Here is a 22242-nt window from a genome sequence, read left to right on the forward strand (position 1 = left end):
TTATTAACATCAGCTAGCAATGAAATAATACCATTTCAATGCCTTTGAAACCTCGTATTTTCTCTGATTCACCGACGTTAGATGCCTGAACGAAGCATAAGCGGAGGGGGATGATATACTCCTCACATGTAATAACGTGACAGGTCACGTGAGGCGGATAACCATTCTCCTGGGAAAAAGCGTGGGATATAATTTCAGGCCAATTTCGAGCGTGTTTGATGCGTCAATCATAACTCATTGATTGATAAAAGATAAGTGTTAACCAAAAGGATTAAAGCCATGGGTTTTTTATCAGGTAAGCGCATTCTGGTGACAGGCCTTGCCAGTAAATTGTCTATCGCATGGGGAATCGCTCAGGCGATGCATCGCGAAGGTGCCGAACTGGCGTTCACCTACCAGAACGACAAGCTGAAAGGTCGTGTGGAAGAATTTGCAGCGCAATTAGGCTCCAACATTGTTTTGCAGTGTGATGTAGCTGAAGATGCCAGCATTGACGCCATGTTTGCTGAACTGAGCAAAGCCTGGCCGAAATTCGACGGTTTCGTACACTCCATCGGCTTCGCACCTGCTGACCAACTGGATGGTGATTATGTGAATGCAGTTACCCGCGAAGGATTTAAAATTGCGCATGACATTAGCGCTTATAGCTTTGTTGCGATGGCAAAAGCATGTCGTTCCATGCTAAACCCTGGCTCTGCGCTATTGACGTTGTCCTATCTGGGCGCAGAGCGTGCAATCCCGAACTATAACGTGATGGGCCTGGCGAAAGCCTCATTGGAAGCAAACGTCCGTTATATGGCTAACGCAATGGGGCCTGAAGGCGTACGCGTAAACGCAATTTCCGCAGGTCCAATCCGCACCCTCGCAGCTTCCGGTATCAAAGATTTCCGTAAAATGCTGGCCCATTGCGAAGCTGTTACGCCGATTCGCCGCACTGTTACCATTGAAGATGTGGGCAACTCTGCGGCATTCCTGTGTTCCGATCTTTCTGCCGGTATCTCAGGTGAAGTTGTACACGTTGACGGTGGTTTCAGCATCGCTGCAATGAATGAACTAGAACTGAAATAATCATCCACTCTTCTCTGGGCGGCCCACTGTCGCCCATGATGCTCGTTTTTAATTCCCCTCTACCCTGTCCCATATATGCTTTTCTGATATTTATTATCACGTAACAATCTTTCATCCCCTCTTCTGCTTACGTCAGGATATTGCAGCGCAAACGATCCGGCGTAGTGGTATGACGACGTGTCCGGGTCGCCACTTTTTAGACCAAGGACCGCCCATGGAACAACGCCGAATTGAAGGCAAAAGCCACTGGTATCATGAGACGCAATCCAGCATGTATCCACAAGATGTTCTGCCGCTGGTGCCGGAAGCCGCTCATGTCGACGACTGCTTTTTACTGGATCTGGCGATATCTGATGACGCCCTTTTACCTTTTCAATCCTGGTTAATCCCTGCCCGTAAACTTGCACAGACCCTCTTCCCGACTCACGTAAATCTGAGTCAGATGCACACATTCAGTGCCTATGAACGGATGAGTACGGCGTTAACCGTCGCTCAGGTATATGGCGTCCAGCGATTATGTAATCACTATGCCGCGCGTCTAACACCGCTTCCTGGGCCGGACTCCTCGCGGGAAAGTAACCATCGACTGGCGCAAATCACCCAATATGCTCGTCAACTTGCCAGCTCTCCTGCCGTGATAGGCGCGCGCGATCGCCAGCATCTGGATGCTGTCGGGCTAACCACCAGCGATAGCATTCTGATGAATCAAATTATTGGTTACGTCGGTTTTCAGGCCCGTATCGTGGCCCTGTTTCAGGCCTGGTGTGGGCATCCGGTGCGCCGAATTCCGGGTCTCGATATACAACAATTCGCTCACGCTTCACCATTTAGTTCAGCAAACGCTACCTGGCACGCTTCGCCATTTCCGATTGAAAAACATCTTAATCATGATGAGTCGATAGACAGACGTTATCCCGAGGAACTGCAAGCGTTACTGCCATTACTGATACATTCCCCCGTCATTTTGGATTTACTCGGGTCGCTCATTTCCAGCACGCAACGTAGCGGGATACCGGTACAGGCATTTTCATTGGCGACGCTGATGACTTCACGGATTAATGGCAGCGTGGCCTGTTTTAATGAACATGCGTATTCAACTCATGAATTAACCGAGGCCATTACCGTTCTTCGTCAGGATGAACGTGAATTACAACGGTGGGAACAACGACATCCGGTTGAGCGCGTCACCCTACAGGCGGTACAATGGCTGACCCGGGCGCCCGACCGCTTTAGCACCGCACTGTTAACGCCTTTGTTCGATCAGGGAATCTCTTCAGAGCAGGCCATTAACCTGCTAGCCTGGAGTGGATTGTGCGGATGGTTGAATCGCTTGAAAATCGCGCTGGGCGACACTGATTAACCGATCCACTTACTGAAAGAGCGCTTGCTGCAACTGGCAGAATCGCGTAAAACTGTCAGCCGCTCTTTTAGCCACGAAAATAGACAATTATGCTTCAGGACAACCCGCTGCTAGCGCAGCTTAAACAGCAACTACATTCCCAGACGCCACGTGCTGAAGGGGTGGTAAAAGCCACGGAAAAAGGCTTTGGCTTCCTGGAAGTCGATGCACAAAAAAGCTATTTCATTCCACCGCCGCAGATGAAAAAAGTGATGCATGGCGACCGTATTGTTGCGGTTATCCATACAGAAAAAGACCGTGAGTCTGCTGAGCCGGAAGAACTGATCGAACCCTTCCTGACGCGCTTCGTGGGTAAAGTTCAGGGCAAAAATGACCGTCTGTCCATTGTGCCGGATCATCCGTTACTGAAAGATGCTATTCCTTGTCGTGCAGCCCGCGGCGTTGAACATGAATTTAAAGAAGGCGACTGGGCTGTTGCAGAAATGCGCCGCCATCCGCTGAAAGGCGATCGCACCTTCTACGCCGAGTTAACCCAATTTATCACTTTTGCTGATGACCACTTTGTCCCGTGGTGGGTCACACTGGCACGTCATAATCTGGAAAAAGAAGCCCCAGACGGTGTAGCAACCGAAATGCTGGACGAGGGCCTGGTTCGTGAAGATTTAACCGCCCTCAATTTCGTCACCATCGACAGCGCCAGCACCGAAGATATGGACGATGCGCTGTATGCTGAAGAACAAGCTGACGGCACGCTACAATTAACCGTCGCCATTGCCGACCCAACAGCCTGGATTGCAGAAGGCAGCAAGCTGGATAAAACGGCTAAAATTCGCGCGTTCACCAATTATTTACCGGGGTTCAATATCCCGATGTTACCACGTGAATTGTCTGACGATCTCTGCTCTCTGCGCGCGAACGAAGTGCGCCCGGTTTTAGCTTGTCGTATGAGCATTACCGCCGATGGCACGATTGAAGACAACATCACCTTCTTCGCCGCAACCATCGAGTCTAAAGCGAAGCTGGCCTATGACAATGTTTCCGACTGGCTGGAAGGTACTGGCGAGTGGCAACCAGAAAACGACGCGATTGCGGAACAAATCCGTCTGCTGCATCGTATTTGCCTGAGCCGAGGAGAGTGGCGTCATAACCACGCGCTGGTCTTTAAAGATCGCCCGGATTACCGTTTCGTTCTCGGTGAAAAAGGTGAAGTACTGGACATCGTCGCTGAGCCACGCCGCATCGCAAACCGTATCGTGGAAGAATCCATGATTGCGGCAAATATTTGCGCCGCCCGTGTGCTTCGCGACAAGCTGGGCTTCGGTATTTATAACGTCCATATGGGATTCGACCCGGCCAACGCCGACGCTCTGGCCGCGCTGCTGAAAACCCACGGTATGCACGTCGATGCCGAAGAAGTACTGACACTGGAAGGTTTCTGCAAACTGCGCCGCGAACTGGATGCACAGCCATCCGGCTTCCTCGACAGCCGAATTCGCCGCTTCCAGTCTTACGCTGAAATTAGTATTGAGCCAGGTCCACACTTTGGGCTGGGTCTGGAGGCATATGCCACCTGGACTTCCCCAATCCGTAAGTACGGCGATATGATCAACCACCGTCTGCTTAAGGCTGTCATCAAAGGCGAAACCGTCGCTCGACCTCAGGATGATACCACCGTGCAAATGGCAGAACGTCGTCGCCTGAACCGGATGGCTGAGCGTGATGTGGGTGACTGGCTATACGCCCGTTTCCTGAGTGATAAAGCCGGAACTGACACCCGCTTTGCGGCCGAGATCATCGACGTCAGCCGCGGCGGCATGCGCGTACGTTTAGTTGATAATGGCGCTGTTGCCTTTATTCCTGCACCCTTCCTGCACGCCGTGCGTGATGAACTGGTCTGCAGCCAGGAAAGTGGTACCGTACAAATCAAAGGTGAAGTGGTTTACAAAGTCACTGATGTGATTGACGTAACTATCGCTGAAGTTCGCATGGAAACCCGTAGCGTTATCGCGCGTCCAGCAGCGTAAACTGACAAATCCAACGACCTTTCTCTTTTTTGAAAGGTCGTTTTCTTTTTTTAGCGGCCAAATTTCAACCACACACTACACTTCTCTTATCCAGTCAAAATTTTTTTTTACTATTTTTCAGTTCCGCTGGCTTTGCTTTTTATGGATTCTGGATTACATATAAATATATAAATAAAACAATACGTTCAGCCATAATCACCCTGAATGAATCATGGCTACCCTTACTTTTGAGGCTTTATGCGCTTTAAACGGGATAGTACACATCATGAAAGACGTCCGGGAGCTGGTTACGTTGTATAGCTATGTGGGCACTCATAACCCCTACTGGCGTTTGTCAGAGGATTGCAACATCCTGCATTTCTCTATTGACGAAACAGCAGACGCTGAGCAGACCATCGAATTATCACCCGAGCAGGCCGACCGCATTCGCGAGATGACGGTAATTACGTCAAGCCTGTTGATGACGTTACCTATTGAAGATGACGATATTCCGGTACATTTGGTCGGGCGGAAAATCAATAAGCGCGAATGGGCCGGCAGCGCATCAGCCTGGGATGACACCCCTTCCGTCGCACGCGATCTGGCTCAAGGTCTCTCTTTTGCCGAGCAGGTGGTTTCAGAAGCCAACTCCGTTATTGTCATTCTTGACCGCATGGGCAACATTCAGCGTTTTAACCGTCTGTGCGAAGAGTACACCGGACTCAGAGAACGTGAAGTCATTGGCCAAAGCGTATTCACACTGTTTATGAGTCGACGTGAAGCCGCAGCCTCCAGACGCAACATCGAGGTCTTTTTTCGCGAAGGCAACTCATATGAAGTCGAACGTTGGGTGAAGACCTGCAAAGGTCAGCGCCTGTTTCTTTTTCGCAATAAGTTTGTACATAACGGTAGCGGCAAGAACGAAATATTTCTGATCTGTTCCGGCACCGATATCACTGAAGAACGCCGCGCGCAGGAACGCCTGCGTATGTTGGCTAATACCGACTCCATCACCGGATTACCGAACCGTAACGCCATTCATGAGCTAATAAGCGACGCGATTGAGAACGCAGGTGATACTCAGGTTGGGATTGTATATCTCGATCTGGATAACTTCAAAAAGGTGAACGATGCCTACGGGCATATGTTTGGCGATCAGCTATTACAGAGTGTGTCGCTTGCAATCCTCAGTTGTCTTGACGACAACCAGCTATTGGCTCGGTTTGGCGGTGATGAATTTATCGTCCTTGCCACCGAAACGTCCCAGAGCACTCTGGAAGCTACCGCATCACGCATTCTGACACGCCTGCGTCAACCCTTTCGCATTGGCCTGATTGAAGTCTATACAGGCTGCTCTATTGGTATTTCCCTTGCTCCACAGCATGGTCAGGACTGCGAGAGCGTCATTCGTAACGCCGATACGGCCATGTACACCGCGAAAGAAGGCGGCCGCGGACAGTTTTGTGTTTTCTCTCCGGAAATGAATCAGCGGGTATTTGAATACCTGTGGCTGGATACTAACCTGCGCAAGGCGCTGGAAAACGATCAACTGGTTATCCATTATCAGCCAAAGATAACCTGGCGAGGCGAAGTGCGCAGCCTGGAGGCGCTGGTACGCTGGCAGTCTCCGGAACGCGGCCTCATTCCACCACTGGAATTTATCTCCTACGCCGAAGAGTCAGGGCTTATCGTTCCGCTGGGTCGCTGGGTTATTCTGGACGTTGTGCGTCAGGTCGCAAAATGGCGCGCCAAGGGAATCAATCTGCGCGTGGCGGTAAACGTTTCTGCCCGCCAGCTCGCCGATCAGACGCTATTTACCGATCTCAAACAGGTGCTTCATGAACTCGACTTTGAATATTGCCCCATCGATGTCGAGTTAACGGAAAGCAGTTTGATTGAAAATGAGCAGTTGGCACTGTCCGTCATTCAGCAGTTTAGCCAGTTGGGGGCGCAAATCCATTTGGATGATTTTGGTACTGGATATTCGTCACTGTCTCAACTGGCCCGCTTCCCGCTTGATGCAATTAAACTGGATCAGACCTTTGTCAGGGATGTACACAAACAACCTATTTCGCAGTCGCTAGTACGTGCCATTGTTGCGGTCGCACAGGCACTCAATCTGCAGGTCATCGCCGAAGGTGTTGAAAGCGCGAAAGAGGATGCGTTTTTAACCAAAAATGGTGTCAACGAGCGTCAGGGTTTTTTGTTTGCCAAACCAATGCCAGCGGCTGCATTTGAACGTTGGTATCGACGACATCTGAATAAAAAAACGCGCTAATGCTGTGGGATCAAACGTCATTAATAGCCATAAATGGACATTACGTAACGATCCTATCTGCATGTAATCACAGAATATATAATATTCTTCTATCATTGATAGTTAATACTATTTTTCCCTTCTCTTTTGCCATGAAATTCTGCATCATGAAATTCAAACTCTATTGCTATTAGGATGATAACCATGTCTGATATCGACGCTCAGCGTCTGGCCGAACGCATTGATACCGTGCTGGATATCCTCGTTGCAGGTGATTACCACTCAGCCATCCACAATCTCGAAATTCTGAAGGCTGAGCTGCTAGACACGGCCAAAGAAGATGCCGAGTCTTTGCCCAAAAAGCACAAGGCTCCCTGGGAGATCTGATGACATTAACCCTTTAATGTCGCTGCTATAAGCAAACTGCGTATGAAGCAGTTTCCGTTTAATTTCCGATACGATATCGCAATAAAATTAATATTATGAATTCCCGACAACAATCTATTTTGCAGATGGTGACTGATAAAGGTCAGATGAGCGTTGCCGAACTGGCAAAAATCACCGGTGTCTCGGAAGTGACGATTCGACAGGATCTGAACACACTGGAAAAACAGAGTTATTTACGCCGTGCGCACGGTTTTGCCGTTTCATTGAACAGTGATGATGTGGAAACGCGCATGATGACTAATTTTACGCTGAAGCGTGAACTGGCCGAATTTGCCGCATCTTTGGTAAGCCCTGGCGAGTCCGTATTCATTGAAAACGGCAGCAGCAATGCGCTCTTGGCCAGAACGCTGGCGGAGCAAAAAGATGTCACCATCATTACCGTCAGCAGTTATATAGCCCATCTGCTGAAAGAAACCCCCTGCGAAGTGATTCTCCTTGGCGGCATCTATCAGAAAAAAAGCGAAAGCATGGTGGGGCCCTTAACTCGCCAGTTTATCCAGCAGGTACATTTCAGCAAGGCCTTTATCGGCATTGATGGCTGGCAGGCTGACACCGGCTTCACCGGACGCGACATGATGCGTTCTGATGTGGTTAACGCGGTGCTGGAAAAAGGTGCAGAAGTTATTGTACTTACTGACAGCTCAAAATTCGAAGCCATTCACCCTTACACGCTGGGTCCATTAGAGCGATTCAGCCGCGTAGTCACGGATTCCAGACTCAGCGCCAGCGTACAAATGCAACTCGAGCATTCAGGATTAACCGTCAATATCATTGATGCGAACGCATAAAATCTTCAGGAGATGATTTGTCAGTCGGCAAATCATCTCCTCTCTGAGAGTTATCTGACAGTCCAATTAAGACTTTTTACCTGTCGTTAACAGGATTAAGTCGTAAAATTAATGTTAGCGATATAACAGGAACGAACCTCCAATCTCAGGATAGTGTTTGTCATGCCTTCGCTAAACGGTTTCACGGAAATATCTTCGTTAGCCTAAATTTAGCGCTATTCTTAAAGAACACTGGATTCCGTGAATCAATAATTCAGGAGAAAGTATTATGTTAGTAACGAGCAAAAAAATGACCGCTGCCATTTTGGCAATTACTCTGGCAATGTCGCTGAGTGCCTGCTCTAACTGGTCCAAACGTGACCGTAACACCGCAATTGGTGCTGGTGCTGGTGCAATCGGTGGTGCAGTCCTGACTGACGGCAGCACGCTGGGCACGCTGGGTGGTGCTGCAGTAGGTGGTATTATTGGCCACCAGGTGGGTAAATAATTTACGGTTAAACGGCTCGATATAATAATACGTTTACTTTTTCAGGTCTGTATTATTAAAAAGCCACGGAAAAATTCCGTGGCTTTTTTTATTAACCGCCAGCCAATTTAACTTTCATTCCTTTGGCTTCCAGCAGCGATTTAATCAGGTCACGTTTATCACCCTGTATCTCAATCACGCCATCCTTCACTGCCCCGCCGCAACCACATTTTTTCTTCAGTTCCGCAGCTAATTTGGTCAGTTCAGCATCGTCCTGATCTATTCCAGTAATCAGGCACACGCCCTTACCTTTGCGGCCACTGGTCTGTCGCTGGATACGGACAATGCCATCGCCTTTGGGACGCTCTGGGACGGCTTTCGGTTCATCAATACGCCCGGTGTCAGTTGAGTAGACCAGACGAGAATTTGAGTCGTTCATTTACGCACCTCGTTTCAGGGAGGCATTGATCATCTTCAGCGTCTGAGCCGGATCTGCCGACTGTGTGACCGGACGACCAATAACCATATAATCCACGCCAGCTGACTGTGCCTGTTCCGGCGTCATAATGCGACGCTGGTCGCCTGCCTCGCTACCTTCAGGGCGAATACCCGGCGTAACCAGTTTAAATGCCTGGCCAAATGCCTGCTTGAATCGCACTGCTTCCTGCGCGGAGCATACGACGCCATCCAAACCACAATGTTGGGTTAAACGCGCCAGCCTTTCCGCATGCTCCGCAGGTGACAACGTCACGCCAAGGTCGGCAAGATCGCTGGCTTCCATACTGGTCAGAACTGTTACTGCAATCAGCAGCGGCGCATCCTTGCCAAAAGGCACCAGGGCTTCACGTGCGGCGGTCATCATACGCGCCCCACCTGAAGCATGAACGTTAACCATCCACACGCCAAGCTCAGCCGCCGCCGCAACGGCATGCGCGGTAGTATTGGGAATATCATGAAATTTCAAATCAAGAAAAACGTCAAAGCCACGCTGTTGTAAATCGCGAACCAACTGAGGTCCAAAAAGCGTGAACATCTCTTTGCCCACTTTCAAACGGCAATCACGAGGATCAATTCTGTCGACAAAAGCTAATGCTTTATCACGATTGGAATAATCGAGAGCGACAACGACAGGAGAATCAGTAACAGCACGAGAAAAAGATGAAGCAGTAAACGTCATGACCAGACCTTCCTGAGGATGGGCGCCATCGGCGGCGCAAAATGGGTAAACGGCGTGCATTCTACCTGCGGCAATAGAAAATTAACAGGCGCGATTACATTTCTGCCAGGCGAATTTGGCAACGGAGGTTGAGGATGGATTGGTTACACATCATTAGCATGTTGTAACTAAAGTGAAGTTTTTTTTAAAAATTACAGCCCATCAAGTCCGCGAATAGGCTTAATGGTTGACCATGAGCGACAGGATGGGCAGTGCCAGTACAGTGTATATGCGGTAAATCCGCACTTCTGGCAACGATACCGAGGCTTGCTGCGCACCTGCTCCCCGACCATATCGCGCAGAACCATCAGACTCTCTTTCGCGCGCCCTTCTTCTGCTTCGTTAAGATGGTAATCCATCAACTTGTGGAACACGCGCATCGTAGGATGGCGTTGTAGCTGGCGGGTAATATAAACCTGAGCGGTATCAGTCCCCTCACGCGCTTCAAGAATATCGGCCAGCATCAGCTCTGCGGCGGCGCCAGTATTCTCCTCAACGGCCCGACGTAAAAACTCGGCCCACTCATCGTTTTTCCCCAGATGCTGGTAGCAGCTTTGCAGCATTTCCAGCGTTTCGCTGACCAGTTCTTTATCCTGAGAAATCACGCGTTGCAGACTTTCAACGGCCTTCGCGTAATCGCCTTTCACCATGTACACACGGCCCATCATGATGGAAACACGTGCACTGTTTTTGTCTGCCGCAGCCCCTTTTTTCAACAGCGTCATGGCGCGATCCATATCGTCGCTGCCCATCTGCTGTAAGGCCAGTTCGCAGTAGAAGTGAGCTATCTCGATACGTTGTTTATCTTTACCGAGCTTCACCAGGCGTTCTGCAACATCAATCGCTTTCTGCCATTCGCTGGTCGCCTGATAAATTTGCAGCAGTTGCTGTAATGCACCGACGCGAAAATCTGTTTCATCGGTAAGCTGATTAAACATGTCTTCCGCGCGGTCGTACAGACCTGCGGCCATGTAGTCGCGCCCCAGCTGTTGTACGGCCAACAAACGCTGCTCGTAGGTTAGCGAAGCACTTTCCATTAACGTTTGATGGATGCGGATTGCGCGGTCGACTTCACCGCGCGAGCGAAACAGGTTTCCGAGGGTGAGATGAGCCTCAACGGTGCCCGTATCCTCTTTTAGCATATCGAGGAACAGATCCACCGCTTTGTCTTGTTGGTTGCTCAGGAGGAAGTTAACCCCGGCGACATAGTCACGGGAAAGACGGTTAGCTTCATCCTGCTTGGTTTGTTGCGCACTTCTGCGACCCATATACCACCCATAGGCAGCGGCTACAGGCAAAAGCAGAAACAACAACTCCAACATAAATAATTATTCCTTCACAACCGACGAATCGGCAGAAACCGCAACGTCGGTCGCAGGCGTAAGCTGGTTTTCCAGTCGTTTGATTTTACGTTCGGCACGCGCAAGAGACACACGAACCTTCAGCCAGAAAAGGCCGCAAATTAACCAACCAATCGCAAAACCTGCGGCAAACAATACAGCAAGCAGCGTAGAGATACGATACTCACCCTGAGCCAGCAGGTAATTAAACGTAACCTGTTGATCGTTTTGCGCACCTAATGTCACCGAAATAACAAAAATCGCCAACACCAGTAAGAAAATGAGTAAATATTTCACATTACTTCCCGTTATGTGGTTTGAGCGAATAAATCGTGTACAACTTACCGCGTTGAGCCCTTTAAATTACCATTTTCACAACGAGTGCGAAACGGAAAAGCGCTTTCCCCTTTCTGATTTAAGGGCAAAATTCGAAAAATCAATCATGGCTAACTTTCTTGTTCACGCTGAGCGATTTCTTTTTCCTCCTGCACTGGCGGCGTTAAGGGTCCGCATACCCGCTGCGCAAGCCACGTCGCCAGTGTTACCAGCAACCATGAAATCAGCGTTGCAACGACCAAATCACGGGGCCAGTGCATGCCTAATAGCAAGCGGCTGCCCATAACGCCCGTAGCCCAGATAAGTAAAAACACAATCGTCAGCGTACGTCGGCGTGGCCATAACAGCCCTACTGCCAGTAAAGCCCAACTGGCGGCAAACATCGTATGCCCTGACGGAAAGGCAAAACCCGTTTCTTTTTGCCAGTGCTTACGTAGAAACGTCGGAATATCCTGTTGTTCTGCCAATTGCTCTTTAACTAAGTGACCACGATCTTTACGTTTTAAAGTGTAGAACTCATCAACCGGAATATGGTGCGTTTTTTCCAGCCACACGACAAAGGGCCGAGGTTCCTGCACCCTGTCTTTAACCCAGGACTTCACGCCCTGACCGACTAAAATTGCCGCAGCCAGGATCGCAAACAGCATTACCGCAGCTTTCAGACGAAAACGCAGACACCACAGAAACCATGCACAGAGAACAACGTGAGTGATAATGCCCCACGGCTGGGTCACCGTTTCCGTTATCCAGTACAGAGATTTTAGCCACCAAACGTTATGTCCCGGCTGCCAGCTCCAGCCCGATACCCATACGGCAACCGGCATAATAAGTAGCAGCCCGGCCCCGACCGCAGTGCGCTTTGCAATTGACAGCATTGCCTCTCCTTTCGTCGATAAGTCTCACAATCATAACTGAAAAAAGCGCATGCCGGGGAAATTGACAATTTTGTGCCATTCCAAAAGCGAATCCGTTGTCGCGATTAGGTGAACATCGTTGCCTTATGGCAAAATAGTGCAATATAGAACAGAAGCCAACAGGCGACGGCACGACAGTGCCAGCATAATCTGGAGAATTACATGCAGCTTAAACGTGTGGCAGAAGCCAAACTGCCAACCCCCTGGGGTGATTTCCTGATGGTGGGATTTGAAGAACTGGCAACCGGACACGATCACGTCGCACTGGTTTTTGGCGATATCACAGGCCAAACGCCTGTCCTGGCCCGTGTCCACTCCGAATGTCTGACTGGCGATGCATTGTTTAGCCTGCGTTGCGATTGCGGTTTCCAGCTCGAAGCGGCTCTCACCCATATTGCTGAAGAAGGGCGCGGTATCCTGCTTTATCATCGTCAGGAAGGACGCAATATCGGCCTGCTCAATAAAATCCGCGCCTACGCGTTGCAGGACCAGGGTTATGATACCGTTGAAGCTAACCATCAGTTGGGCTTTGCGGCAGATGAGCGTGATTTCACGCTGTGTGCGGATATGTTCAAGCTGCTTGGTGTGGACGAAGTTCGTTTGCTGACCAATAACCCGAAAAAAGTGGAAATTCTGACCGAAGCGGGAATCAACATTGTTGAACGCGTGCCGCTGATTGTGGGTCGTAACCCGAACAATGAACATTACCTGGACACCAAAGCCGCCAAGATGGGACATTTGCTGGGCAAGTAATAGTTGTTACCGTCGATAAAAAAGCCTGCTCTCGCAGGCTTTTTACTTCTAGCTCAACATATTACGAATCACGTAGTGCAGAATGCCATCGTTTTGGTAGTACGTTAGCTCCGTCGCGGTATCGATACGGCAGCGGCATAAAACAACTTCTTTACGTCCATCCGAGCGAACCATACTCACCGGCACTGTTGCACCCGGTTTGATGTTTTGCAGATCCGTAATATCGATCGCTTCCTCACCGGTTAGTCCCAGCGTTTTACGCGTGACGCCCTGTGGGAATTCCAGCGGCAAAATCCCCATACCAATCAGGTTAGAACGGTGAATTCGCTCAAAGGATTCAGCAATAACCACGCGAACCCCCAGCAAGCGCGGGCCTTTTGCCGCCCAGTCGCGACTGGAGCCAGAGCCATACTCTTTCCCGGCAATAACCGCCAGGGGAATATTCTCCTGTTGATATTGCATAGCCGCATCATAGATAGCCACTACCTCAGTTCCCGGCAAATGACGCGTCATCCCACCTTCCACGCCGGGCACCATCTCATTGCGAATACGAATATTGGCAAAGGTACCACGCATCATGACTTCATGATTCCCGCGCCGCGAACCGTAGGAGTTAAAATCTTTACGCTCTACGCCGTGGCTTTGCAGATAACGCCCCGCCGGGCTGTCCGGCTTAATACTACCTGCAGGAGAAATATGGTCGGTGGTGACGGAATCTCCAAGCATTGCAAGGATACGCGCACCATGAATGTCCTGGACCGGATCCGGCGTCGCCTGCATACCATCGAAGAACGGCGACAAGCGGATATAGGTTGAGTCAGACTGCCAGCCATAGGTATCAGCCCGATCGACCTGGATTGCTTTCCATTCTGGCGTGCCTTCAAACACTTCAGCATACTCTTTATGGAACATGGCGGTAGAAACCTGCTCCACGGCACGGGCAATTTCCTGAGCCGTCGGCCAGATATCTTTCAGATATACGGGATCGCCCTTTCTGTCATGCCCTAAAGGATCTTTAGTCAGATTGATATTCATATTCCCCGCCAGCGCATAGGCCACCACCAGCGGCGGAGACGCCAACCAGTTGGTCTTCACGAGCGGATGGATACGCCCCTCAAAGTTTCGGTTGCCGGAAAGCACAGCACCAACGGTGAGGTCGCCTTTTTTGATAGCTGTCTCGATAGGATCGGGTAACGGACCCGAGTTACCGATACAGGTGGTACAGCCATAACCTACAAGGTTAAATCCCAGCTCATCAAGGTATGGCGTGAACCCTGCCTGCGCCAGATAATCAGACACCACCTTCGATCCTGGAGCCAGCGAGGCTTTCACCCACGGCTGACGTTTCAGACCAAGCGTCACTGCTTTCTTCGCCAGCAGCCCCGCCGCCATCAATACGCTTGGGTTAGAGGTGTTGGTACAGGAAGTGATCGCCGCAATAACCACAGCACCATCCGGCAGCTGGTACTGGTGACCGTTCATTGTATAGTCCACTGGCTGGCGATCTTTCAGTGAGCTATTCACTTCGAGTTCATTACTCGCCGAAAACGCTTTCGGGACATCAGCCAGTGCCACCCGATCCTGCGGACGCTTCGGTCCGGCAAGGCTAGCTTCTACACTGCCCATATCCAGCTCCAGTGAACTGGTAAATACGGGTTCATCCCCAGGATTACGCCACATGCCCTGCGCTTTGGCATAGGCGCTGACCAGCTCAACCTGCTCCTCACTGCGCCCACTCAGACGCATATATTCAAGAGTGATGCTATCGATCGGGAAGAAACCGCAGGTTGCGCCGTATTCCGGTGACATATTCGCAATGGTTGCCCGGTCGGCCAGCGGTAAGGTGTCCAGGCCATCACCGTAGAATTCAACAAATTTACCGACCACGCCGTGCTTACGCAGCATCTGGGTGACGGTCAGAACCAGGTCAGTCGCGGTGATACCTTCCCGCAGCTTGCCCACCAGTTTAAAGCCCACAACATCCGGGATAAGCATAGAGACGGGTTGACCCAGCATTGCTGCTTCGGCCTCAATGCCTCCAACGCCCCATCCCAGCACACCGAGACCATTAATCATTGTCGTATGGGAATCGGTTCCGACCAACGTGTCAGGGTAAGCCACCCACTCACCGTCCTGTAACTCGCTCCAGACGGCTTTGCCGAGGTATTCAAGGTTAACCTGGTGGCAAATCCCCGTTCCTGGTGGTACAACGCTGAAGCGACTAAATGCCTGCTGTCCCCATTTCAGGAACACATAACGCTCATGGTTACGTTCCATTTCCAGGCGAACGTTTTCTTCGAAAGCATCATCATCACCAAAACGGTCCACCGTTACCGAGTGGTCAATGACAAGGTCCACTGGCGAAAGCGGATTCACTTTTGCTGTATCTCCGCCCAAACGTTTCACCGCTTCGCGCATGGCGGCCAGATCGACCACCGCCGGCACGCCGGTAAAATCCTGCATCAGAACACGAGCGGGTCGATAGGCAATTTCACGATCGGCATGGGCAGTCTTCAGCCAATGCGCGAGCGCATGAATATCATCTTCGGTTACGGAATTACCATCCTGCCAACGAAGCAGGTTTTCCAGTAACACTTTCAGCGATTTGGGTAGTCGGGTGATATCACCCAGTGATTTAGCGGCCAGAGGTAAACTGTAGTAGCGGTAGGTTTTATCTTTAACCTGCAATGTGTCCTTACTGGCTTCTCGTAGGGTCGACGACATAGCTCCTCCTTAAATGACAGGGTTGGATCCCCTGATTTCCTCAGGGTTAGTATTAAAGATAACACAAACAAAATGTAACGCTTTGATAACAACTCAAATTGATAAAAGTAGCGCGCGATACAAAAGCGCGAAGTGAGGTCAATGGTAGGGAAGAAGGTCTAGCCGTGTAGATTAATAGGATGAATATTCAGCAGGCAATAGCGCAATCGATAATACGTTGATTAGGTGGCTGATGGTGAATACATGGGATAAACGATTCGATATTTAAGGCCACGAGGTAATCGTTATTATTATAAAATACGTACGAATTATTGTTTCTGTTCATCATCACCGGTTAACAGATCAATAAACGCCCGTTGTTCAGGAGAAAGATTCCAGGATTCGGGTATCTTTGGCTCCTTCTCGGCGACGGTTTTGCTCTCTTGCTCATGGTCATGAGACGCTGGCGTCACGGTAGAGTGCTGCTCCGGTGCGGACATACTTACCCCCACACGTTCCAGGCCACGAGTGCGACAATAATCCAGAATATCGCAGAGCCAAGAAACACGGCGAACCAGGCTTTACGTTTCATCGCGGGATCCCGGCGTGCAGGCTGGTTTCCTGAAGGCATCGCTAACCTCATACTATCGAAATCACTTATCATTTAGGCACCAAACAATTGGTACAATTAATCATCAGATAGGAGGAATCCTAATAAAAAAGGCAAAAAAAAGCCAGTTAATTTTCGGACTCGATCTGATAAATAAATCAATTGTTTGATCAATTATGAATATTTGAGCGTGATTTTTGGCAAGCTGACTAATTTGAAACTACTTTAGAGAACTTTTTCCATAAATAATATATGGTTAATATATAGGAGGAGAAATAATGAATTCAGACTCCCCCGTCGGTATCACTTTATGCTTATAGATACCGACGAGGTAACAACCGTTATTATTTCTCAGGCAATTTAATATCTTTAAACATGGCTTCAATATCATCGTTGGAACGCAGCGCCACCGCCGTGTCCACCACATCACGCGTCAGATGCGGCGCGAAACGTTGAATGAAATCATACATGTAACTACGTAAGAAGGTGCTGCGACGAAAACCAATTTTGGTGGTGCTATGGCTGAAGATATCGTGCGCATCCACACGTACCAGGTCAGGATCGGAAACAGGATCAACCGCCATACTGGCAATTACACCCACGCCGAGACCCAGACGGACATAGGTTTTAATAACATCGGCATCGGTCGCGGTAAAAACAATACGCGGCTCCAGACCCGCACGGTTAAACGCGGTGTCCAGCTCCGAACGCCCGGTAAATCCAAAGGTGTAGGTCACCAGTGGATACTGTGCCAGTTCCTCAATAGAAACCGAGGATTTTCCCGCCAGCGGATGATCCGGCGTGACGACAATCGAACGGTTCCAGTGGTAGCAAGGTAACATCACCAGATCGTCATACAGATGCAGGGCTTCCGTCGCGATGGCAAAATCCGCATTCCCTTTCGAGACGGCTTCGGCAATTTGCGTCGGCGATCCCTGATGCATATGCAATGAAACACGAGGATATCGCTCAATAAAACCCTTAATCACGTTCGGCAAAGCGTAACGTGCCTGGGTGTGCGTGGTGGCGATATATAGCGAGCCTTTATCCGGCCAGGTATGTTCGCCAGCAACGGACTTAATAGCATCTACCTTAGACAGTACTTCGCGCGCAATACGGATGACTTCCTGCCCCGCTGGCGTAACCTGGGTCAGATGCTTACCACTACGGGCGAAAATCTGGATGCCAAGTTCATCTTCCAGCATACGAACTTGCTTACTGATACCGGGCTGAGAGGTATAAAGCCCTTCCGCCGTTGAGGAGACATTAAGGTTGTGGTTCACCACCTCAACAATGTAGCGAAGCTGCTGTAATTTCATGTTATGCCATCCCGATTCGCGCCATCAAATCATCGTTTCAGTGCAGGCTCGTGGGCGCTGCTAATACGATTTAATAATAAAAAGTCTGTTAACTATAACCACTATATCATTTATATGTACGCTGTATAGGTATGACAAAAAATAATATGCCAGAAACAAAAAGGGCCGCTTACGCGACCCTTTGAGGAGAAATTCAGCCGAAACGCTGTTATTTCTTCCCTTCTACCCATTTACCGTCAACGAAGAACGCGGACCAGCCAGTCGCCTTACCGTCTTTCTCAGCGGCAACGTATTGCTGCTTGGTTTTACGGCTGAAACGAACCATAGACTTGTTACCATCCGGGTCAGTTTGCGGCGCATCTGCCAGATAACGCAGTTTTTCCGGCAGGCGATCGCGGAAGCGGTACAACTCTTCCACCAACGGCGCACGAGTCTCACGTGATTTCGGGAACGTATTGGCCGCCAGGAAGATACCTGCAGCACCATCACGTAACACGAAATACGCGTCAGATTTTTCACACGGCAGTTCCGGCAGCGGAACCGGATCTTCTTTCGGCGGAGCAACTTCACCGTTACGCAGGATCTTACGGGTGTTTTTACACTCGTCGTTAGTACACGCCATGTACTTGCCGAAACGTCCCATTTTCAGGTGCATTTCAGAACCACATTTTTCGCACTCTACGATAGGACCGTCATAACCCTTGATACGGAATTCACCCTCTTCGATCTCGTAGCCGTCGCAGGTTGGGTTATTACCACACACATGCAATTTACGCTTAGGATCGATGAGATAACTGTCCATTGCTGTACCGCACTTCTGGCAGCGGCGTTTGGCGCGCAATGCGTTCGTTTCAGCGTCATCGCCTTCCAGCACGTTCAATACTTCGTTTTCCGGCACCAGGTTAATGGTGGTTTTGCAACGCTCTTTCGGGGAAAGTGCGTAGCCGGAGCAACCAAGGAAAACGCCGGTACTGGCGGTACGAATACCCATCTTGCGTCCGCAGGTCGGGCAATCAATGCTGGTCAGCACCATCTGGTTCGGACGCATACCGCCTTCTTCAGGATCTTTCTCGGCTTTATCTAACTGCTGAGTAAAATCAGTGAAGAAGTTGTCGAGTACGCCCTTCCATTCGGCTTCGTGATTCGCCACCTGGTCGAGGCTGTCTTCCATCTGCGCGGTAAAATCGTAGTTCATCAGCTCGCGGAAGTTTTCTTCCAGACGATCGGTGACGATTTCACCCATTTTTTCAGCGTAGAAGCGACGGTTTTCAACGCGAACATAACCGCGATCCTGAATCGTAGAGATGATCGACGCATAGGTGGATGGACGACCAATGCCACGCTTTTCAAGCTCTTTAACCAGCGAAGCTTCACTGAAGCGCGCAGGCGGCTTGGTGAAATGCTGCGCAGGTGTCAGCTCGATAAGCGTCAAGGTATCGCCTTTGTCCACCGCCGGTAAGATGCGATCTTCATCGCCCTTACGCAGCGCTGGCATCACTTTGGTCCAACCATCGAAGCGCAGAATACGACCACGCGCTTTCAGACGGAAATCACCCGCACCCACGGTCAGGGTGGTAGAGTCATATTTCGCTGGCGTCATCTGACAAGCAACAAACTGGCGCCAGATCAGCTGATACAGTTTTTGCGCATCGGCTTCCATATCTTTCAGCGACTCCGCCAGTACGGCGACATCGGAAGGACGGATAGCTTCGTGTGCTTCCTGCGAGTTCTCTTTGCTGGCGTACTGGTTCGCGCTCTCCGGCAAATATTTTTTGCCAAAATTATCACTGATGTAATCGCGAACCATGGTGACAGCATCCTGGCTCAGATTGGTTGAGTCAGTACGCATGTAAGTGATGTAACCCGCTTCATACAAGCGCTGCGCCATCATCATGGTTTTCTTCACACCAAAGCCCAGACGCGTGCTCGCAGCCTGCTGTAGCGTGGAGGTAATGAACGGTGCGCTCGGCTTGCTGCTGGTCGGTTTATCTTCACGTTCCAGGACGCTATAGCGCGCTTTTTCCAACAGGCTAACTGCGGCAAGCGTTTGTTCCCGATTTACAGGACGGAACGGTTTATCATTTTGATGCGTCACCTCAAGCGGCAACGCGTCACCGCCCGGCGTGGTCGTGTTAGCATCAATTTCCCAGAACTCTTCTGGAACAAATGCTTTGATTTCGCGTTCACGCTCAACCACCAGACGCACAGCCACAGACTGTACGCGACCGGCAGACAGACCACGCGCAATTTTTTTCCACAGCAGTGGCGACACCATATAGCCCACCACACGGTCCATAAAGCGGCGCGCCTGTTGCGCATTAACACGATCGATGTTCAACTCGCCCGGTTTTTCAAACGCCTGGCGAATAGCATTTTTGGTAATTTCGTTAAACACCACGCGGCTGTAGCGGGTGTCGTCGCCACCGATGACTTCCCGCAGGTGCCATGCAATGGCTTCCCCTTCACGGTCAAGGTCGGTTGCGAGATAGATGTGGTCGGCTTTTTCAGCCAGTTGCTTCAGTTCAGAAACAACTTTCTCTTTACCAGGCAGCACTTCATAGCGCGCATCCCAGTTGTGCCACGGGTCAACACCCATACGGTTGACGAGAGCGCCACGTTCATCCTTTTTGGGCTTTTTAGCCGTTTTGGTGGAGGTTGAGTCGGCGCTCTTTTTAGTTGCTGAGCCACTGGTCGGCAAATCACGGATATGACCGACGCTGGATTTCACCACGTAGTCATTACCCAGATACTTGTTGATCGTTTTGGCTTTTGCCGGGGACTCAACGATGACAAGAGCTTTACCCATATTCACCTTTACCTAATTTGATTCTTCCAGAATGCGTCGCACGTTGATTCACCTTCCACTGGCGACGAGACATCGATATGGTCTCTGCGTCGGCGGATATCAACCCCTTAAACTGTTTCGCGCTTGTAATGTAACTCTCATGTAACTGAGTTAACAGGCTTTTTTTCTCACAAACGCTCTAGCACGACGAAGTATTGGTCGAATGTCAAGCAAATCTGTTGCCAGATTGACGAAAGCGTCACACTGTACCTGATAAAATGCGTTACGCAACTTTATTAGCATGCAAAAACAAATCTCGCCAGTTGTAACACTGTCGTAAAACCTTCATTTATGTCAGGGAATATTTGCCCATAAGGCGGGCTCAGCGTAGACTAATGTCCTTGTTTAAGGAGTAAATCATGCATAAAGACACTCAACCCATCGATCGCGAAACACTGCTGATTGAAGCCAACAAAATCATTCGTGAGCATGAGGACACGCTGGCGGGGATTGTCGCCACCGGCGTTACACAGCGAAACGGCGTGCTGGTTTTCAGCGGAGATTACTTTTTAGACGAGCAAGGGCTACCAACGCCCAAAAGTACGGCTGTGTTTAATATGTTTAAACACCTGGCGCACGTACTTTCTGAAAAGTATCACTTGATCGATTAACTCGAGAAATAATTTGCCGGATGGCGGCAACACCTTATCCAGCCTACATTGATGCCTATTTGTAGGCCGGATAGGATATGTGAGCATCGCTATCCGGCAATGACAATTTTACATCAGTGGCTTCTGCCCCCGCTGCCACCAGCGCATCAGCAAACGATCGGCGCTCTCCGCCGCACTACCGGTAAAACGATCCATCAGCTTTTTACGCTGCAGATAGCGAACGTTCAACACTTCACGACCTTCCATCAGCCCGAGGATCACCTCATCGCTGGTGTTGATCTCATCCACCAGCCCATTTGCCAGCGCCTGTTGACCAAACCAGTGTTCACCCGTGGCAACCTGCTCAATGTCCAGAGTCGGGCGCATACGATGGACAAAATCTTTAAACAAATGATGTGTTTCGTTCAGATCTTCACGGAATTTCTGCCGCCCTTCTTCCGTGTTCTCGCCAAGCAGCGTCAACGTACGCTTGTACTGTCCGGCGGTGTGCAGTTCGATATCAATATCTTTCCCTTTCAGGAAGCGGTTAAAGTTCGGGATCTGCGCCACCACGCCAATTGAGCCGACGATAGCAAACGGCGCCGAAACAATTTTATCTGCCACGCAGGCCATCATATATCCGCCGCTCGCAGCGACTTTATCTACCGTGACGGTCAGTGGGATCTGCTTATCGCGCAGGCGTTGTAACTGGGACGCAGCCAGGCCATAACCATGTACCACACCGCCCGGGCTTTCCAGACGAACCACCACCTGATCCTGAGGTTTAACAACCGCCAGCACCGCCGTCACCTCTTCACGTAATGCGCTGACCTCATGGGCATCCATACTGCCTTTAAAATCAAGCACCCATACACGAGGTTTATCTGATGACGTACTGTCACCCAGTTTCGCTTTTGCCTTGGCGGCCTTCGCCTCCAGCTTCTGTTTCTTTTTCTGCGCCTTATGCCAGAATTTTTGCTGATGCCCATCCAATAAGGCCAGCGACAGATCTTCCTTCATCTCTTTATATTGATCGCTGAGGTTAATAACCCGCAATTCCCCACGCTGACGTTTGCGTTGTGTCGCGTTTACGATCAGCATCACCACCACTGCAATAGCCACCACGACAGTGACAATTTTTGCCAAAAACAGCCCATATTCAGACAACAATTCCACAAGACCCACCTTGGTTAAACAACGCGACTTCCGCTCAGTGTACAACAGGCG

General features: G+C 50.1%; 20 protein-coding genes. 9 read left to right on the forward strand and 11 right to left on the reverse strand.

What is annotated here, in order from left to right; genetic code table 11:
• Positions 1 to 279: 279 nt before the first annotated feature.
• From fabI to osmB, 7 genes are all read left to right on the forward strand, one after another.
• Entirely contained in the window at positions 280 to 1068 is a 789-nt protein-coding gene (gene fabI, locus OGX90_RS12845) for an enoyl-ACP reductase FabI (RefSeq protein ID WP_020996373.1), read from the forward strand.
• Between the two features lie 214 nt (positions 1069 to 1282).
• Positions 1283 to 2428 (forward strand): carboxymuconolactone decarboxylase family protein, encoded by a 1146-nt coding sequence (locus OGX90_RS12850; protein ID WP_286623991.1) that lies wholly within the window; start codon positions 1283 to 1285, stop codon positions 2426 to 2428.
• An 89-nt stretch (positions 2429 to 2517) separates the two neighbouring features.
• Entirely contained in the window at positions 2518 to 4452 is a 1935-nt protein-coding gene (locus OGX90_RS12855) for an exoribonuclease II (RefSeq protein ID WP_057067367.1), read from the forward strand.
• Positions 4453 to 4717: 265 nt separating this feature from the next.
• A complete protein-coding gene (gene pdeR, locus OGX90_RS12860; RefSeq protein WP_008784927.1) occupies positions 4718 to 6709 on the forward strand; it encodes a cyclic di-GMP phosphodiesterase in 1992 nt (663 codons plus the stop codon).
• Positions 6710 to 6892: 183 nt separating this feature from the next.
• Entirely contained in the window at positions 6893 to 7075 is a 183-nt protein-coding gene (locus tag OGX90_RS12865; protein WP_003833313.1) for a YciZ family protein, read from the forward strand.
• Between the two features lie 95 nt (positions 7076 to 7170).
• The gene (gene yciT / locus OGX90_RS12870; protein ID WP_032943602.1) at positions 7171 to 7923 is read left to right on the forward strand and encodes a DNA-binding transcriptional regulator YciT; all 753 of its coding nucleotides are present in this window, start codon (positions 7171 to 7173) and stop codon (positions 7921 to 7923) included.
• Between the two features lie 268 nt (positions 7924 to 8191).
• Entirely contained in the window at positions 8192 to 8410 is a 219-nt protein-coding gene (gene osmB / locus OGX90_RS12875; RefSeq protein WP_003020583.1) for an osmotically-inducible lipoprotein OsmB, read from the forward strand.
• Between the two features lie 91 nt (positions 8411 to 8501).
• On the opposite strand, the gene yciH is transcribed toward osmB, so the two are convergent.
• The 5 genes from yciH to pgpB all read right to left on the reverse strand — a co-directional run bounded on the left by yciH (position 8502) and on the right by pgpB (position 12156).
• Positions 8502 to 8828, reverse strand: a complete 327-nt coding sequence (gene yciH / locus OGX90_RS12880; RefSeq protein WP_003833315.1) for a stress response translation initiation inhibitor YciH — start codon at positions 8826 to 8828, stop codon at positions 8502 to 8504.
• Complete coding sequence (pyrF, locus tag OGX90_RS12885; protein WP_103285296.1) at positions 8829 to 9566, reverse strand: orotidine-5'-phosphate decarboxylase; 738 nt, start codon at positions 9564 to 9566, stop codon at positions 8829 to 8831.
• Positions 9567 to 9757: 191 nt separating this feature from the next.
• Positions 9758 to 10927 (reverse strand): lipopolysaccharide assembly protein LapB, encoded by a 1170-nt coding sequence (lapB, locus tag OGX90_RS12890; protein WP_008784929.1) that lies wholly within the window; start codon positions 10925 to 10927, stop codon positions 9758 to 9760.
• 6 nt (positions 10928 to 10933) lie between these two features.
• On the reverse strand, positions 10934 to 11242 hold the full coding sequence (locus OGX90_RS12895; protein WP_003020595.1) for a LapA family protein: 309 nt from the start codon (positions 11240 to 11242) through the stop codon (positions 10934 to 10936).
• A gap of 149 nt (positions 11243 to 11391) precedes the next feature.
• On the reverse strand, positions 11392 to 12156 hold the full coding sequence (gene pgpB / locus OGX90_RS12900) for a phosphatidylglycerophosphatase B (RefSeq protein ID WP_003833318.1): 765 nt from the start codon (positions 12154 to 12156) through the stop codon (positions 11392 to 11394).
• A gap of 201 nt (positions 12157 to 12357) precedes the next feature.
• Between pgpB and ribA the strand changes: the two genes are divergently transcribed.
• Complete coding sequence (ribA, locus tag OGX90_RS12905) at positions 12358 to 12948, forward strand: GTP cyclohydrolase II (RefSeq protein WP_003020601.1); 591 nt, start codon at positions 12358 to 12360, stop codon at positions 12946 to 12948.
• Positions 12949 to 12996: 48 nt separating this feature from the next.
• Here the strand turns inward: ribA and acnA are convergent, their stop codons facing one another.
• From acnA to topA, 5 genes are all read right to left on the reverse strand, one after another.
• The gene (gene acnA, locus OGX90_RS12910) at positions 12997 to 15672 is read right to left on the reverse strand and encodes an aconitate hydratase AcnA (protein WP_100272385.1); all 2676 of its coding nucleotides are present in this window, start codon (positions 15670 to 15672) and stop codon (positions 12997 to 12999) included.
• A gap of 308 nt (positions 15673 to 15980) precedes the next feature.
• A complete protein-coding gene (locus tag OGX90_RS12915; RefSeq protein WP_165755481.1) occupies positions 15981 to 16151 on the reverse strand; it encodes a YciX family protein in 171 nt (56 codons plus the stop codon).
• A 2-nt stretch (positions 16152 to 16153) separates the two neighbouring features.
• Positions 16154 to 16294, reverse strand: coding sequence for a YmiA family putative membrane protein (locus OGX90_RS12920; protein WP_213732144.1), 141 nt, complete (start codon positions 16292 to 16294; stop codon positions 16154 to 16156).
• 311 nt (positions 16295 to 16605) lie between these two features.
• On the reverse strand, positions 16606 to 17580 hold the full coding sequence (gene cysB, locus OGX90_RS12925; protein WP_003020610.1) for an HTH-type transcriptional regulator CysB: 975 nt from the start codon (positions 17578 to 17580) through the stop codon (positions 16606 to 16608).
• A 208-nt stretch (positions 17581 to 17788) separates the two neighbouring features.
• Positions 17789 to 20386: a type I DNA topoisomerase gene (gene topA / locus OGX90_RS12930; protein WP_003833325.1), complete on the reverse strand. Its 2598-nt coding sequence runs from the start codon at positions 20384 to 20386 to the stop codon at positions 17789 to 17791.
• 398 nt (positions 20387 to 20784) lie between these two features.
• Here topA and OGX90_RS12935 point away from each other — a divergent pair, with 398 nt between their 5' ends.
• A complete protein-coding gene (locus OGX90_RS12935; protein ID WP_003020616.1) occupies positions 20785 to 21036 on the forward strand; it encodes a YciN family protein in 252 nt (83 codons plus the stop codon).
• Between the two features lie 108 nt (positions 21037 to 21144).
• Here OGX90_RS12935 and sohB read toward each other — a convergent pair whose 3' ends face one another.
• Positions 21145 to 22191, reverse strand: coding sequence for a protease SohB (sohB, locus tag OGX90_RS12940; RefSeq protein ID WP_032934465.1), 1047 nt, complete (start codon positions 22189 to 22191; stop codon positions 21145 to 21147).
• Positions 22192 to 22242 lie beyond the last annotated feature (51 nt).

It is taken from the genome of Citrobacter sp. Cpo012 (assembly GCF_030333015.1).
Taxonomy (GTDB): Bacteria; Pseudomonadota; Gammaproteobacteria; order Enterobacterales; family Enterobacteriaceae; genus Citrobacter; species Citrobacter portucalensis.